14 protein-coding genes are annotated in these 14,151 nt (G+C 73.4%); 5 read left to right on the top strand and 9 right to left on the bottom strand.

Annotated elements, in window-relative coordinates; translation table 11 throughout:
• The first annotated feature begins 88 nt into the window (after nucleotides 1-88).
• The 3 genes from ACFPL3_RS31835 to ACFPL3_RS31825 all read left to right on the top strand — a co-directional run bounded on the left by ACFPL3_RS31835 (nucleotide 89) and on the right by ACFPL3_RS31825 (nucleotide 2,861).
• The gene (locus tag ACFPL3_RS31835) at nucleotides 89-1,678 is read left to right on the top strand and encodes a PucR family transcriptional regulator (RefSeq protein ID WP_343941517.1); all 1,590 of its coding nucleotides are present in this window, start codon (nucleotides 89-91) and stop codon (nucleotides 1,676-1,678) included.
• A 97-nt stretch (nucleotides 1,679-1,775) separates the two neighbouring features.
• Nucleotides 1,776-2,345 carry a peroxiredoxin gene (locus tag ACFPL3_RS31830; protein ID WP_343941516.1) on the top strand — a complete coding sequence of 190 codons (570 nt, stop codon included), beginning with the start codon at nucleotides 1,776-1,778 and terminating at the stop codon, nucleotides 2,343-2,345.
• 36 nt (nucleotides 2,346-2,381) lie between these two features.
• Nucleotides 2,382-2,861, top strand: coding sequence for a CinA family protein (locus tag ACFPL3_RS31825; RefSeq protein ID WP_343941515.1), 480 nt, complete (start codon nucleotides 2,382-2,384; stop codon nucleotides 2,859-2,861).
• A gap of 18 nt (nucleotides 2,862-2,879) precedes the next feature.
• On the opposite strand, the gene ACFPL3_RS31820 is transcribed toward ACFPL3_RS31825, so the two are convergent.
• From ACFPL3_RS31820 to ACFPL3_RS31810, 3 genes are all read right to left on the bottom strand, one after another.
• Nucleotides 2,880-4,673, bottom strand: coding sequence for a thiamine pyrophosphate-requiring protein (locus ACFPL3_RS31820; RefSeq protein WP_343941514.1), 1,794 nt, complete (start codon nucleotides 4,671-4,673; stop codon nucleotides 2,880-2,882).
• Between the two features lie 84 nt (nucleotides 4,674-4,757).
• Nucleotides 4,758-6,689 (bottom strand): primary-amine oxidase, encoded by a 1,932-nt coding sequence (locus ACFPL3_RS31815; RefSeq protein WP_343941513.1) that lies wholly within the window; start codon nucleotides 6,687-6,689, stop codon nucleotides 4,758-4,760.
• A 217-nt stretch (nucleotides 6,690-6,906) separates the two neighbouring features.
• Nucleotides 6,907-7,164, bottom strand: a complete 258-nt coding sequence (locus ACFPL3_RS31810) for a hypothetical protein (protein ID WP_379589910.1) — start codon at nucleotides 7,162-7,164, stop codon at nucleotides 6,907-6,909.
• A gap of 93 nt (nucleotides 7,165-7,257) precedes the next feature.
• On the opposite strand from ACFPL3_RS31810, the gene ACFPL3_RS31805 reads away from it, so the two are divergent.
• Nucleotides 7,258-7,497 (top strand): DUF397 domain-containing protein, encoded by a 240-nt coding sequence (locus ACFPL3_RS31805; protein WP_343941511.1) that lies wholly within the window; start codon nucleotides 7,258-7,260, stop codon nucleotides 7,495-7,497.
• A 22-nt stretch (nucleotides 7,498-7,519) separates the two neighbouring features.
• Here ACFPL3_RS31805 and ACFPL3_RS31800 read toward each other — a convergent pair whose 3' ends face one another.
• Nucleotides 7,520-8,347, bottom strand: a complete 828-nt coding sequence (locus ACFPL3_RS31800; protein WP_343941510.1) for an SAM-dependent methyltransferase — start codon at nucleotides 8,345-8,347, stop codon at nucleotides 7,520-7,522.
• Between the two features lie 117 nt (nucleotides 8,348-8,464).
• Between ACFPL3_RS31800 and ACFPL3_RS31795 the strand changes: the two genes are divergently transcribed.
• Nucleotides 8,465-8,977 (top strand): mycothiol transferase, encoded by a 513-nt coding sequence (locus ACFPL3_RS31795; RefSeq protein WP_343941509.1) that lies wholly within the window; start codon nucleotides 8,465-8,467, stop codon nucleotides 8,975-8,977.
• Between the two features lie 64 nt (nucleotides 8,978-9,041).
• Here the strand turns inward: ACFPL3_RS31795 and ACFPL3_RS31790 are convergent, their stop codons facing one another.
• The 5 genes from ACFPL3_RS31790 to ACFPL3_RS31770 are packed head-to-tail and all read right to left on the bottom strand — an operon-like array spanning nucleotide 9,042 to nucleotide 14,119.
• The gene (locus ACFPL3_RS31790; RefSeq protein ID WP_379589907.1) at nucleotides 9,042-10,226 is read right to left on the bottom strand and encodes an MmgE/PrpD family protein; all 1,185 of its coding nucleotides are present in this window, start codon (nucleotides 10,224-10,226) and stop codon (nucleotides 9,042-9,044) included.
• A complete protein-coding gene (locus tag ACFPL3_RS31785) occupies nucleotides 10,223-11,530 on the bottom strand; it encodes a TRAP transporter large permease (protein WP_343946339.1) in 1,308 nt (435 codons plus the stop codon). The genes ACFPL3_RS31790 and ACFPL3_RS31785 overlap by 4 nt, the downstream gene beginning before the upstream one ends.
• Nucleotides 11,530-12,072 (bottom strand): TRAP transporter small permease, encoded by a 543-nt coding sequence (locus tag ACFPL3_RS31780; RefSeq protein WP_343946340.1) that lies wholly within the window; start codon nucleotides 12,070-12,072, stop codon nucleotides 11,530-11,532. The genes ACFPL3_RS31785 and ACFPL3_RS31780 overlap by 1 nt, the downstream gene beginning before the upstream one ends.
• 8 nt (nucleotides 12,073-12,080) lie before the next feature.
• Nucleotides 12,081-13,103, bottom strand: coding sequence for a TRAP transporter substrate-binding protein (locus ACFPL3_RS31775; RefSeq protein ID WP_343946341.1), 1,023 nt, complete (start codon nucleotides 13,101-13,103; stop codon nucleotides 12,081-12,083).
• Complete coding sequence (locus ACFPL3_RS31770; protein ID WP_343946342.1) at nucleotides 13,100-14,119, bottom strand: LLM class flavin-dependent oxidoreductase; 1,020 nt, start codon at nucleotides 14,117-14,119, stop codon at nucleotides 13,100-13,102. The genes ACFPL3_RS31775 and ACFPL3_RS31770 overlap by 4 nt, the downstream gene beginning before the upstream one ends.
• Nucleotides 14,120-14,151 lie beyond the last annotated feature (32 nt).

Genomic DNA, 14,151 nt, shown 5'->3' with positions numbered 1-14,151 from the left:
CATGTGACCTGCACGACTGTTCGCGACAACGAATAGGACGGTAGATTTCCGTGCGATTGCCCAATGACGGCCGGCCGGGGTGAACGCGATGACACGGATGACCGGCACGGCCGACGACACCGCGCTGCCGCTCGCCCGGATCGTCGACAACCTCGGGCCCACGCTGCTGCGCGTGGTGCAGGGGAATCGGGAGCGGGCCGTCCGCAGCCTGAGCATCGTCGATCCCGTCGACGGCGGTGCCGTGGGCGCGGCCGCCCTCGTGCTCGGCATCGGCGTCACGGACGCCGCCCGGGCCACCGCCCTGCTCGCCGAGCTCGGTGCGGCGCAGGCCGCCGCGCTGCTGCTCAAGGCCCCGCCGGCGGCCGACCCCGACGTGCTGGCCGCGGCCGCGGCGGCCGACGTCGCGGTGCTCGAGGTGAGCAGGGGAGTGGCGTGGGGGCAGCTGTTCCTCCTGCTGCGCCGGTTGCTCGAGCATGCCGACACCGGCGCCTCCGAGGACGGCGCTGGCGACCTGTTCCAGCTGGCCAACGAGGTGGCGGCCCTCGTGGGCGCCCCGATCACGATCGAGAACGCCACCGGCGGCCTGCTCGCCTTCTCCGTGGGGCAGGAGGACACCGACGACGGCCGGATCCGCACCATCCTCGGCAGGCAGGTCCCCGAGCAGTACCAGCAGTCGTTGCAGGACGAGGGCGTGTTCGGCCGGCTCACACGCACCACCGAGCCCGTCTACATCCCGTCGTTCGCGCCGGGGAACCTGCCGCGCACGGCGATCGCCGTGCGGGCGGGCGACTCGGTGCTCGGCTTCCTCTGGGCGGTCGTGCGCGAACCGCTGCCCGAGCGGAACCTCCGTGCGCTCAAGGCCGCCGCGGCGATGGTGGCGGTCCAGCTTCTCCACGAGCGGGTGGTCACCGCCGCGGGGCCGCGGCTGCGCAGCGAGCAGCTCACCGTCCTGCTCAGCCGCGACGGCGACCCGGTGGAACCGGCGCGCCGGCTCGGGGTCTCGGGGCTGAGCCTCTGCGTCGTCGCGGTGGAACTGGAGGGCGGGTCGGCCGACGCGGAGCGGGCCGCGGAGCTCCAGCGCATCTACGACGCCCTGGGCATCCACCTGCGCCTCGTGCACCGGGCCACCGCGGTGGCCACGCTCGGGGACGTCGTCTACGGGCTCGTGCCGGCGCCGACGGAGGAGGCCGCGCTGCAGGTCGTCGAGGAGTTCGTCAAGCGGTCCGGCTCGCGCACCCCCGTGCGCGCCGGGGTGGGCCGCGTGGTCGACGACCCGGCGCACCTCGCCGTCTCCCGGGCCGACGCCGACGACGTGCTGCGCGTGTTGCGCTTCTCCGGCCGCCCGGCGGCGTCCGCGCGCTCGCTGCGCACCGACCTGATGATCCTGCGCATGGCGGACGTGGCGGGCCTGCGCGAGATGCCGCAGGACGGTCACGTCGCGCGGCTGCTGCGCCACGACGCCGAGCACGGCACGAACCTCACCCGCACGCTCGAGGCCTACCTCGACCGGTTCGGCGAGGTCAGCCGAGCTGCCGCCGACCTGCACGTGCACCCCAACACGTTCCGCTACCGCCTCGCCCGGCTCGCCGAGGTGGCCGGACTGGACCTCGGCGACCGCGACGCCCGGCTGCAGGCGATGATCGACCTGCGCCTGTACCGCCACCGCGGCCTGCGCTGAGGCCTCCCCCTGTGCCGGCAAGGTGGCTTTACTGGCGTAATGGGCCGGCAGAGCCACCTTGCCGGCATTGCGTGCCGGCATTCGAGGAGGAGCCTTCATGAGCCTGCCCGTGCCCGTGGACGACGGGGCCGCCGACCACCTCCCCGGGCTCTCGGTGCCTCACCTGCTGCTGCCGAGCACGTCCGGCGGCAGCGTCGCGCTGGACGGGCTCGGCCCGGGGCGCACCGTGCTGTACGTCTACCCGAGGACCGCGGGGCCGGACGGCGTGGTGCCCGACGGGTGGGACGACATCCCGGGAGCCCGCGGCTGCACGCCCGAGGCCTGCGGCTTCCGCGACCACCACGAGGAACTGCTCGCCGCGGGTGCCACCGGCGTGTTCGGGATCTCCGCGCAGGACACCGCCGAGCAGTGGGAGGTGGTGGAGCGCCTCGGCCTGCCGTTCGCGCTGCTGGCCGACCCGGGGCTCGGGCTCGCCGCCGCGATGCGGCTGCCGACGTTCGACGTCGCGGGGGCCACGCTCTACCGGCGGCTCACGCTCGTGGTGCGCGACGGCGTGGTGGAGCACGTCTTCTACCCGGTGTTCCCGCCGGGTGAGCACGCGCAGGAGGTGCTCGCGTGGCTGCGGGCCACCCCCCGGATCACCGAGCCCTCTCGAGGGTGCGGGTGAGGGTTGGCGGGCGCCCGGTGCGGGTATCGACGCGAGGTGTCCGAGGTCGATGATCGTCAGACGAGGGAGCGGCTCGCCGCCGAGGTGTCGCGCCGTGCCCGGGAGCGTGGACGCACCGTCGCCGTCGCGGAGTCCCTCACCGGCGGGATGATCGCCGTCGACCTCGCGGCCGCCGAGGCCGCGAGCGAGTGGTTCCGCGGTTCGCTGGTCGCGTACGCGAGCGAGACCAAGCACGAGGTGCTCGGCGTGCCTGACGGGCCCGTCGTCAGCGCCGAGGCCGCCGGGGCGATGGCCCGGGGGATCCGCAGGCTGCTGAACGCCGACCTCGCGGTGGCCGTCACCGGGGCCGGTGGTCCCGGGTCGCAGGACGGGCGCGACCCGGGCACCGTCTTCCTCGCGGTGCAGGACGGCGACGACGTCGAGGTCCTGCGCCTCGACCTCGACGGCAGCCCGGAGGAGATCTGCTCCGCCACCGCGGAGGCCGCGCTGCGGGCGCTGGTCGAGCGCCTCGGCTAGCGCGCGATATCCCCTGGATCAGCTGCGCCGGCCCGGCAGCATCTCCTGCACCTTCGTCTTCACCCCCTGCGCCACCATGTGGAACGCGTCGGGGTCGCCCTTCAGCACGGCCTCGGTGGCCGACTTCACCTGCTCGAACGTGGCGTGCGGTGGGATCGGCGGCACCTCCGGGTCGCACCGGACGTCGAGCAGCGCGGGCCCGTCGGCGGCCAGCACGGTGTCCCAGGCCGGGCCGAGCTGCTCGGGCCGGTCGACGCCCACCGCGGTGATCCCGAGCGAGCGGGCGAAACCGGTGTAGTCGACGTCGGGCAGGGCCTGGGACTCCTCGAACTTCGGTGCGCCGCCCATCGCGCGCAGCTCCCACGTGACCTGGTTGAGGTCGTTGTTGTGGAAGACGCAGACGACGCAGCGCGGGTCGCGCCACAGGTCCCGGTAGTGGGCGAGGGTGATCAGCTCGGCGAGCCCGTTCATCTGCATGGCGCCGTCGCCGACGAGCGCGATCACGGGGCGGTCGGGGTGGGCGAACTTGGCGCCGAGCGCGTACGGCACGCCGGCGCCCATCGTGGCGAGCGTGCCCGACAGGGACCCGCGGATGTCACCGCGGATGCGCAGGTTGCGGGCGTACCAGTTGGTGGACGAGCCGGAGTCGGCGGTGACGATCGCGTTGTCCGGGATGCGGCGCGACAGCTCGGACACCACGGCCATCGGGTTCACCGGCTTCGCCTCCAACGCGGCCTCCCGCTCGACCGTGTCCCACCACGCCGCCACGTTCTTCTCGATCGTCTCGCGCCACGACCGGTCCGGCTTGCGGTGCAGCCGCGGCAGCAGGGCTGCCAGGGTGGCCGCGCTGTCGCCCACGAGGTTGACCTCGGTGGGGTAGCGCATGCCGATGAGCCGGCCGTCGATGTCGATCTGCACGGCCCGCGCCTGGCCGGGTTCGGGCAGGAACTGGCTGTACGGGAAGTTCGAGCCGACGATCAGCAGCGTGTCGCAGTCGCGCATGAGCTCGTAGCTCGGCCGGGTGCCCAGCAGCCCGATGGCGCCGGTGACGTAGGGCAGCTCGTCGGACAGCACGTCCTTGCCCAGGAGCGCCTTCGCGACGCCCGCGCCCGTGAGGTCCGCGAGCTGCCGCACCTCCTCGGCGGCACCGCGCGCCCCCTGCCCGACCAGCACGGCCACCCGTTCGCCCGCCTCGAGCACCTCGGCGGCGGCGTCCAGCTCCGCGTCCGAGGGCACCGGGCGCGACCACGACGTGCCCGGTGGGCTGGACGGCACCTGCTTGAACGCGTGCGCGGGCGGCGAGTACGGCTCCTCCTGCAGGTCGGCCGGGATGATCAGCGCCGTCGGGCACCGCGACCACCGGGCGGTGCGGATCGCCCGGTCCAGCGCGTTGGGCAGCTGCTGGGCGACGTTCACCTCCACCAGGTACTCGCTCGCGACGTCCTTGAAGAGGGCCTGCAGGTCGACCTCCTGCTGGTAGCTGCCTCCCATCGCGCTGCGCGCCGTCTGCCCGACGATCGCCACCACCGGCACGTGGTCGAGCTTCGCGTCGTAGAGCCCGTTGAGCAGGTGGATCGCGCCGGGGCCCGAGGTCGCCATGCACACCCCGACCTCGCCGCTGAACTTCGCGTAGCCGACGGCGGCGAACGCCGCCATCTCCTCGTGGCGGGTCTGCACGAACCGCGGCTGGTTGTCGGCCTCGCCGAACGCCGAGACGAGGCCGTTGATCCCGTCGCCCGGATAGGCGAACACCTGCTCCACGCCCCATTCGCGCAGCCGGTGGAGCAGGTGGTCGGCGACCGTCTGGCCCATGAGAACTCCTCACCACGAACATCGGATCCGCCTGCGCGGTTACCCGATGTCCCGGCGTGTACGCCGCCTGCCGGGTGGGAGCGCTCAGCAGTGGTGGGCCGGCGGAGGCACGTCCAGCGCGGGGCTGCGGTCGAAGAAGCCCGCGGGCTGCAGCAGGAACCCCACGTGCTGCACGGGCATCACCGGCCAGTCCTCCAGCCGCGCGACGTGGTGGGAGCCGAACGTGTACCAGACCACCACGTCGCGGTCGGTCACGTCGCGGTCGGCTGCGGTCCAGCGGGGGAGGCCGTCGCCGCCCGCGTGCTGGTTGGGGTACTCGCCCGCGGCGTACCGCTCGTCCTCCGCGTACGGGGTGACCCAGAGGTGGTGGGCCATGAACCCGGCCCGGCGCAGCACGCTCGCCTCCGGCCGCACGAACGGCACGACCGTGCCGTGCGGCTTGATCGCGTACGCCGTGGGCTCACCCACCGCGTTGCGCGCGCCGCTGCTGCGCACCTCCCAGTACCGCGCCCGGTCCAGGCTCACCCGCCGCTGGGCGCCGAGCTCGCTCGTGAGCCGGGTGGCGGTGGTGCGGAACGCGTTGCCGAGCGGGTTGTCCGGCCCCGCCGGGTCGGTGACGGTGTCGACCTCGTAGACGGAGTTGGCGGTGCCGTCCACGTCGAAGTCGAGGCGCACGTTGAACACGTGCTGGTGGATCGGCGCGTAGAGGCCGTCGGTGTTGAGCAGCTGGCCGTGGGTGGGCGTGGTGCCCGGCGGCACCGCGCCCGTGGACATGATGCCGGTGAGCTTGACGTCGAACTCGATCGAGCCGTCCTGGTAGAGGTACCAGAAGAAGCCGTACTCGTAGTTGCCGACCGTGGCGATGAACGACAGCACGAGCCGCCTGCCGCGGCGGACCTCGGTCTTCTCGGTGCGGAAGTCCGTGTGCTTCCACAGCATGCCGTGGTCCTCCTCGTGCAGGCACACGGCGTGCGGGATCGTGAGCGGGTTGCCGTCGGGGTCGGCGAGGACGGCGTCGAAGTAGCGGATCTCGCCCAGGCAGTCGCAGCCCAGCTCGAGCGGGTTGGCGAGCGTGCCGATGTTGTACTCGCCCGCGTCGAAGGCGTTCTTGCGCCGGTGCGTGGGCGCCGGGTCGCCGTAGGGCACGACCATCTCCGACAGCGAGGCGCGGTGCAGCACCGGCCGCTCGCGGTCGCCGCCCGATCCGTCCGTGTCGGTATAGCGGACCGCGTGCAGCACCAGGCCCTCGCGCGCGGTGAACCCGATCCGGAACCGCCACTTCTGCCAGCGCACCTCGTGCCCGTCGATCTCGAAGGACGTGCCATCGGGCTGGGTGATCTCGATCGGCTTCAGGTCGGTGCGCGGCGCGACGTCGGCGCTCGTGTATTTGCCGGGTTGCTGCGGCACGGGTACCACGCCGTGGTCCTCGATCTTCGCGACGCGGCCGGCGAGGGGGTCGACGTAGACCACGAGGTTCTCGACGGGGTGGGCGTAGCCGTTGTCGTCCGGCCCGCCGATCTTGATCCACACGAGGGCGCGCACCAGCCTGCCCTCGAGCTCGTCGCCGTAGTGCCCCGCCGACCACGGGTCGACCATCACGCCGTCGAACTCGGTGATCCCGCGCGCCCGCAGCGCGTCCTGAACGCCGGGGTCGGACTTCACGATCTCCTCGCAGGCGAAGAACTCCTCGAGCAGCACCTGCGGCTGCACGCCGGGCACGTGCTCCCAGCGGGTGACGGTCGAGTCCGACAGCGAGACCGTGGCTTCGTAGGTGCGCCCGTCGGACCGGTCGAGCACCACCGCGTCGGCCTCCCTCGCCACGCCGGTGCCGTCCTCGTCGAACGCGAGCACCGCGGACTTCACCGGCTCGTGCAGCGTGATCGAGACGAACCGGGAACCGGGCCCGGTGCGGCCCGAGTCCCGCAGCACGGCCGCCGCGACGCTGATCTCGGCCGCCGTCAGCGGCTCCAGCGGATGCGTGACGGTGGTGGACTGACGCTCTCCGGTCGCGGTCACTGCTCCTCCTCAGGGTGGCGCTCACCCCACTGTGGTCCGCACCACCCGGCCCGGTCCAACCGTGGTCGGTGAGCGGAGGGCGTAACGAACGGGCGGCGGGCACGGAGTCAACGAGGCGTCCGCGGTGATCCCCCCGGCCGCGGGCGCAACCGGTCGGGGCCCGGCCCCGCCCGGCGGCAGCACCCGCCCGGTCCGGGCGGGTGCTGTTCGCCGCAGGTCAGCGCAGGATCCGCGCGCGGCGGCGGGGGGAGGTGCGCTCGACGATCGCCGCGCAGAGCAGGCAGGGCTCGCCGTCCGGCTCCACCATGGGCGCCGCCGCGACCCGGTGACCGCACAGCGCCTGGTAGTGGCCGTCGCTGCGCTGGGCCGCCGCGGCGAGCTCGGCGTCGGGCACCTCGTGGGCCCGGGAATCGGCAGCGCAGGTGATGGTGATGGTGTCGGCAGTGAACAGACCTGGTCGATCGCCACCGCTCATAGGGCTCAGTTTTCCCAGTCCGGCTTGCGGATGCAAGAGCGTCTGCAAGTACATTCGTCGCGGACGTCAGTACGTGAACTTCCGGGAGGGCGCATGGAGCAGGTCGAGGACAACGGCACCCCAGCAGATCGGCTCGGGGCCGTGACGTGGCGCAAGAGCAGCGCCAGCAACCCGAGCGGTGACTGCATCGAGGTGGCCGCCCTCGACAGCGGTGCGGTCGCGGTGCGCAACTCCCGCGACCCGCAGGGCCCGGCGCTGGTGTACACGCGCGCCGAGATCGCCGCCTTCATCGCGGGTGCGAAGGACGGCGAGTTCGACGACCTGACGGCCTGACCGGCACCGCTCCGGTCACCCGTCACGGCTTGCGGCCGACTCCGCCCGCGTACAGCGTGGTCACCGGGCTGCCGTTGGGCGTGGACGCGTCCGGCCGCCAGTCGTTCGCGTAGACGAGGCCCGGCTCCACGAGCTCCAGCCCGTCGAAGTAGCCGTGCAGCTCGGTCCAGGTGCGGAAGCGGCCCGAGCCGAGACCGCCGTACAGGCACGCCCGCTCGAGCGCGCGGGCCCGCGGCTCGTCGTCGTCGAGGAAGTGCGACAGCAGCAGGTAGCTGCCCGGGCACAGCCGAGCCCGCACGGCGGCCACCAGGCCGCCCGGGTCCTCGTCGTCGGCCAGGTGGTGCACCACGCCCGACAGCAGCACCGCGAAAGGCTCGTCGAGGTCCAGCAGCTGCATGGCTTCGACCCGGTCGAACAGCTCGTCGGGACGGCGCAGGTCGCCCGGCACGGCGGCGGTGCGCTCGTCGGTGGCCAGCATCGCGCGGGCGTGTGCGAGCACGATCGGGTCGTTGTCGACGTAGGTCACCCGGACGTCGGGGTCGGCGGCCTGCGCCACCTCCTTGACGTTCCCGTCGCCGGGCAGCCCGGAGCCGATGTCGAGGATCTGGCGGACCCCCGCCTCGCGCACGAGGTACGACACCCCGCGGCGCAGGAAGCGGCGGTTGGCCCGGGCGATGTCCCCGGCCTCCGGCACCACGTTCGTCATCGCGTCCGCGGCGCGCCGGTCGGCGTCGAGGTACTCCTTGCCGCCGAGCAGGTAGTCGTACACGCGCGCGATCGAGGCCCGGGTCAGGTCGACGTCGAACGGCGCGGCCGACTCCTCGTCCACCGACCGTTCCCCCTTCGTCACCGTCCGATGCCGGGGGCCGACCCTAGCGTGATCGTCCGGCGGCGCGGAAGGTGTGACCGCCGGTCACAGCGGGTGATCCACCGCCACCGGAGCGCGCTGCCGCCGTAGGGTCGGGGCGTGGATGTCGCCGCTCTGCTCACCGACGCGTTCTCCCGGATCGGGGAGGAGGTGCACGGCGCCGTCGACGGGCTCTCCGCGGAGCAGCTCGCCCACCGCGTCGATGCCGAAGCCAACTCGATCGCCTGGCTGGTCTGGCACCTGTCCCGCGTGCAGGACGACCACGTGGCCGGCGTCGCCGGCAGCGAGCAGGTGTGGACGGCGCAGGGCTGGGCCGACCGGTTCGGGCTCCCCTTCGAGGTGGGCTCGATCGGCTACGGGCACTCCGCGGCCGACGTGGCGAAGGTGCGCGTCGACTCCCCGGACCTGCTCACCGGCTACTACGACGCCGTCGCCGCCCGCACCCGCGAGTACGTCGCCGGGCTCACCGAGGCCGACCTCGACCGCGTCGTCGACGAGAACTGGGACCCGCCCGTCACGCTCGGGGTGCGGCTGATCAGCGTGATCGACGACTGCGCCCAGCACGCCGGCCAGGCGGCCTTCGTGCGGGGGATCGTGCTCCGGCGCGGCTGACGATCACGTACGAACGGCACCTCCGTACCGCTCTATCGGACGAGGGTGCCGTTCGTACGGTGGGTCAGGGGAGCACCCGGCGCAGGAGCGCCGCGGCGCCGGGCCAGTCGAGGGCGAGCACCTCGGGTGCGCGGTCGGCGCCGACGCAGTCGGTGACCTTGCGGGCGAGGTCGTCGTCTGACGGTGGACGCTCGGGGTGGCCGTCGGGGACGTCGAGGCGGGCCTCGTCCACGGTGCCGTCGCGGCGGTGGCGGCGCACGAGCACGTCGCCCGCGAGGATGCCGCTGCCGCCGGGCTGCGCCTCCACCTCGACGCTGTGCACCAGCCGTTGCGCCTCCGGCCGGGTGACGGCGGCGTCGGTGAAGCTCCCGGCGCCGGGGAACCCGTCGAGCAGACCGGCGGCCACCGCGTACTGCAGGGAGAACTTGCCCTCCAGGCCGGTTGCGGGGCGGTCGTGGATCAGCGGCTGGAGCGCGACGGCCGGGGTGCGCACCTCGATGCGGGAGACGTCCTCGACCGGGGCGGGCGGGAGGGCCCGGGCCGCGGAGATCGGGCGCTGCAGGGCGTAGCAGCAGGGGTACAGCTTGATCGCGAGGCCCTCGGGGACGAGGGGACCGTCGAGCTGCAGCGGGCTCGTGCCGCCCACCAGTTCGAACCACTGGTCGAGCGCGGTGGGGTCGGCGGACGCGCCCGCGGCGGCCAGGCGGGCGGCGCGGACGCCCGCGGCCGCGGCGAACCCGACCTGCAGCGACTTGCCGCCCGTGCCGAACGCGCGCTGCACCCCGCCCGCGGCCGGCACGGCGAGCGCCATCGCCCGTGCGAGCCCCGCGGCGTCCAGGCCGAGCGCGAGGCCCGCGCCGACGGCGGCCGCGGGCGCTCCCGCGGTGCAGGTGGCGTGCCACCCGGCCCGGTAGTGGTCCCAGCCGAGCGCGGCGCCCAGGCGCGCCATCACCCCGGCCGCGGCCAGGTATTCGCGGGCGCCGCCGCCGCAGGCGAGGGTGGCGGCCGTGCACACGACGCTGACGTGCGACGTGGAGGGCAGGTGCACGTCGTCGAAGTCGAGGACGTGCCCGACCGCGGCCCAGCGCAGCGCCGGCTCCATTCCGGCCGTCCACTCCGCCACCGGGTCGTCCAGCGCGGCGAGCGTGACGGCCACCGTGTCGATCAGCGAACGGCGGGCCAGCTCCTCGTCTGCGGGGCCGGGCCGTACGGCGCAGGCCCAGTCGGCGAGATCGGCGATGCGGGTCATCCGAGCAACTCCGGCAGGAAGGTGGCGAGCTGCGGGAAGGCGATCATGATCGCCAGCAGCAGCATCTCGATGGCGACGTAGGGGGCGATGCCGCGGAAGATGTCGGCGAGGTCGAGTTCGGGCACCACCGACTTCATCGTGTAGAGGTTCAGCCCGACCGGCGGCGTGATCACAGCGATCTCCAGGTTCACCACGAGCAGCACGCCGAACCACAGCGGGTCGTAGCCGAGCTCCTCGATCGCGGGCACCAGGATCGGGGTGACGACCAGCAGCAGCGACGCGGCGTCGACAAGGCAGCCGAGCACCACGAGCACCAGCATGATGCCGATCATCACCACGACGGGCGGGACGTCGAGGCCGACGATGAACTCCGTGAAGGCGTCGGGCACCCGGGCCAGCACCAGCATCTGCGTGAAGACGAACGCCGCGCCGACGATGGCGAGCACGGCCGCGGTGACCTGGGCGGTGGAGACGAAGATCCGCCGGAGGTTGGCCCAGCCGAGCTTGTGGTAGATCGCCCCGGTGACGACGAACGCGGCGAGTGCGCCCACCGCGGCGGCCTCGGTGGGCGTGGCGACGCCGGTGTAGATCGAGCCCAGCACCAGCAGGATCAGCAGCAGCGCGGGGGAGATGCGCCCGATCGCGGCGAACCGCTCACCCCAGGTGAACCGGTCCGGGTCGACGGGGGCGTTCTCCGGTGCGACCTTCGCGCGCACCACCACGTAGATGATCATCATGGCCGCGAGCAGCAGGCCGGGCAGCAACCCGCCCGCGAACAGGTCGGCCACGCTCTCGCCGGTGATCGACGAGTACAGGATGAACATCAGGCTCGGCGGGATCAGCATCGCGAGCGCGCCGGACGCGGCCACGGCACCGCTGGCGAACCCCGGCCGGTAGCCGCGTTCCAGCATCTCCGGCACGGCCATCCGCCCGATCACGGCGACCGAGGAGATGCTCACCCCGGACATCGCGCCGAACACCGTGGAGGCGCCCACCGCCGAGGCCCCCAGCCCGCCGGGGACCCGGTTGAACCAGCGGTGCGCCGCGCCGAACAGGTCGCGCCCGAGCCCGCTGACGGCGAGCGCCTCGCCCAGCAGGATGTAGAGCGGCGCGGCCACCAGGGCGTACTCCTGCAGCTGCGACACCAGCGCGAGCGGCACCAGCTCCACCGCGGTGAACCCGCCGAGGCCGAGCAGCCCGGCGACCCCGGCCACGCCGAGGGCCACGAAGATCGGTGAGCGCAGCGCGATCAGCACCAGCAACAGCGCCACCGCGAGGGTGACGACCAGACCGTCCGCGATCATCAGGCGACCCCCTGGGCCTCGGCGCGCGCGTCCACGTCACCGGGCACGGCGGCAGGTGTGTCCGCGGGCTGCCCGGTGGCGGGGAACAGCAGGGCCGCCAGCACGAGGAACACGCCGGAGACGACGAGGACGGCGTCGATGACCCAGAGCGGGATGTTGAACGTGCCCGCCCCGGTGAGCCCGCCGACCCACGCCACGGTCATCGAGCGGAACGCGGTGACGGTGAGAACGAGGCCGAGGAACGCGGTGGCCACTGTCGTCACGACGTCGGCCACCTTCCGCGCCCCCGCGGGGAGCGCGCGGTAGAGCAGGTCCATCGAGATGTGGTGCCCGGTGGCGTACAGGTGCGGCACCGCGAGCATGGTCGCGACGAGGACACCGGTGGAGTTGAGCGGGTAGGCCCAGTCGGTGGGCGCGAGGAAGAGGTAGCGCATCGCGACGTCGTAGGTGATCGTCAGCATCATCACCCCCACGGCGACCATCGCGACGACGACCATCGCCCGGGTGCAGGCCAGCACGGCCTGGCGCGCGGTGGACAGCACGGTTCCTCCTACGCCTCGTCGATGAGGGCCACGGCCCGTTCGCTGACGGCCTGGTCGCCGATCAGGTGTTCCCACCGCCCGTACACGGGGCGGACGGCCGCGCGGAAGGCCTCGAGCTCCGCGCCGGTCGGCTCCACGAGCTCGACGCCGCCGTCGAGGACCGCTTTCAGGTAGTCGCCCTCGTGCACGCCGACCATCACCTCCGTGCCTTCCTGGTAGAGCGCGCGGCCCGCCTCGTCGAGGGCCGCACGCAGCTCGGGGGGCTGCGCCTCGTACCAGTCCGCGCGGCAGTAGGCGTCCACGGTGTAGGCGCCGACGTGCGCCTTGGTGCCGTACCGAATGATCTCCTGCAGGTCGCGGGACACCACCGTGCCGAGGTAGCTCATCAGCCCGTCGATGGTGCCCCGCTCGAGCGCCTCGAAGACCTCGGAGGACCCCATGAACACCGGGGCGCCGCCGAGTGCCTTGACCGTCTCGCCCTCGATCTCCCCGGCCACCCGGATCCGCAGCCCGCGCGCGTCGGCGGGTTCGCGGATGGGCCGGTTGACCGTCCAGAGGTACTCGAACGTGCACGGCATGCCGCCGAGCAGGCGGGCGTTCTGCGCGGCGAGCTGCTCGTTGATCAGCGCGTAGAGGGGGCCGTCCGGGTCTGCGGCGCGCCGCTGCTTCGCGTAGTCCTCGGCGCCGAACGGGAGCTCCAGCGCCCCCAGGATCGGGTAGCTCGACGACACGTACGAGCTGGTCTGGAACATCACGTCCGCCACGCCGAGCAACAGCCCCGGCAGGAGCTGCTCGGCGCCGAGCAGCGCCCCGGAGTCGAACATGTCGCTCTGCATGCGGCCCCCGCTGCGGGCGGCGAGGGTGTCCATGAACGTCTGGATGCCGGGGTAGAGGTCGTCGTAGGACTTCGGGATGTAGGTGGCCGTGGTGACGGGCGCGGCGCCGGCCGCCTCGGCGCGGGCGCAGCCGGCGAGCCCGGCCACCCCGAGCCCGGCTGCTGCGAGGAAGGCCCGCCGTCCGAAACCGGTCACGCCGCCACCCCCGCGAGCGCCGGGAGCACGTCGCCGGTGAGGCGCCGCAGGCTCTCCATCACGCGGTCGTGCGGCAGCCCCGGCCACTGCGGCCGGAGCAGCACGTGGGCGGGGCCGACGGTCTCGATCAGCTCGGCGAGCCGGTCGCGGCACGTCCGCGGGCCGCCCAGGATGAACCGCCCGCGGCGCAGCTCGTCGAACTCGCGGTCGAAGCTCTGCGACTCCGGGAGGATCGCGTCCTGGCCCCACGCCCGGTACGTGCGGTACTTCGCGGCGAGTGCCTCCCGCACGTCCTCCACGGCCGAGTCGTCGTCGGCGCCCACGTACACCTCCTGCAGCACGTTGATCTCGGCCTCCCGGCCGTGCTCGGCGCACCGCTCCCGGAAGAACCGGGCCTGGGTGCGCAGGTAGTCGGCGTCGACGTGGGCGGCCGCGGCCAGCCACGGCAGCCCGGTGCCCGCGGTGCGGGTGAGCGCCGCGTCGGTGTGCCCCGCCAGCCAGATCGGCGGGTGCGGGCGCTGCACCGGGCGCAGCAGCGGGCGGATGCCGTCGATCCGGCCCGCGTCGCCCTCGAAGTGCACCTCGTCCTCGGTCCAGAGCCGCCGCACGAGGTCGAGGTTCTCCCGGAACCGGCGCAGCCTGCGGTCGCGGGGCACGCCGAACGCGTCGAACTCGACGTCGCGGTAGCCGAGGCCCGCGCCGACGACGAGCCGCCCTCCCGACAGGATGTCGAGGGTGGCGAACTGCTCGGCGAGGTCCACCGGGTGCGCCAGCGCCATCAGCGAGATCGCGGTGCCGATCCGCATGTCGCCCGTCTCGGGCACCAGCCGGCCCAGCACGGCGAGCGGGTGCAGGTACTGCACCTCCTCCGCCAGGTAGTGCTGCGTGGCCCAGACCGAGCCGAACCCGTGGTCGCGGGCGTGGTGCACCTGCTGCACCTGCTCGGCGAACCGCGCTCCCGCGTCGTCGCCCGGCGGGAACTGGCTGCACAGGACCAGTCCGAAGTGGGGGACCACCGTTGCTCCTCCGTCGATGTGTGGGGGCTACC

This window comes from Pseudonocardia zijingensis (assembly GCF_042657305.1).
GTDB classification, from domain to species: Bacteria; Actinomycetota; Actinomycetes; order Mycobacteriales; family Pseudonocardiaceae; genus Pseudonocardia; species Pseudonocardia zijingensis.
Note: the sequence above shows the minus strand (reverse complement) of the source record. Positions and strands in the feature narration are given on the sequence as shown.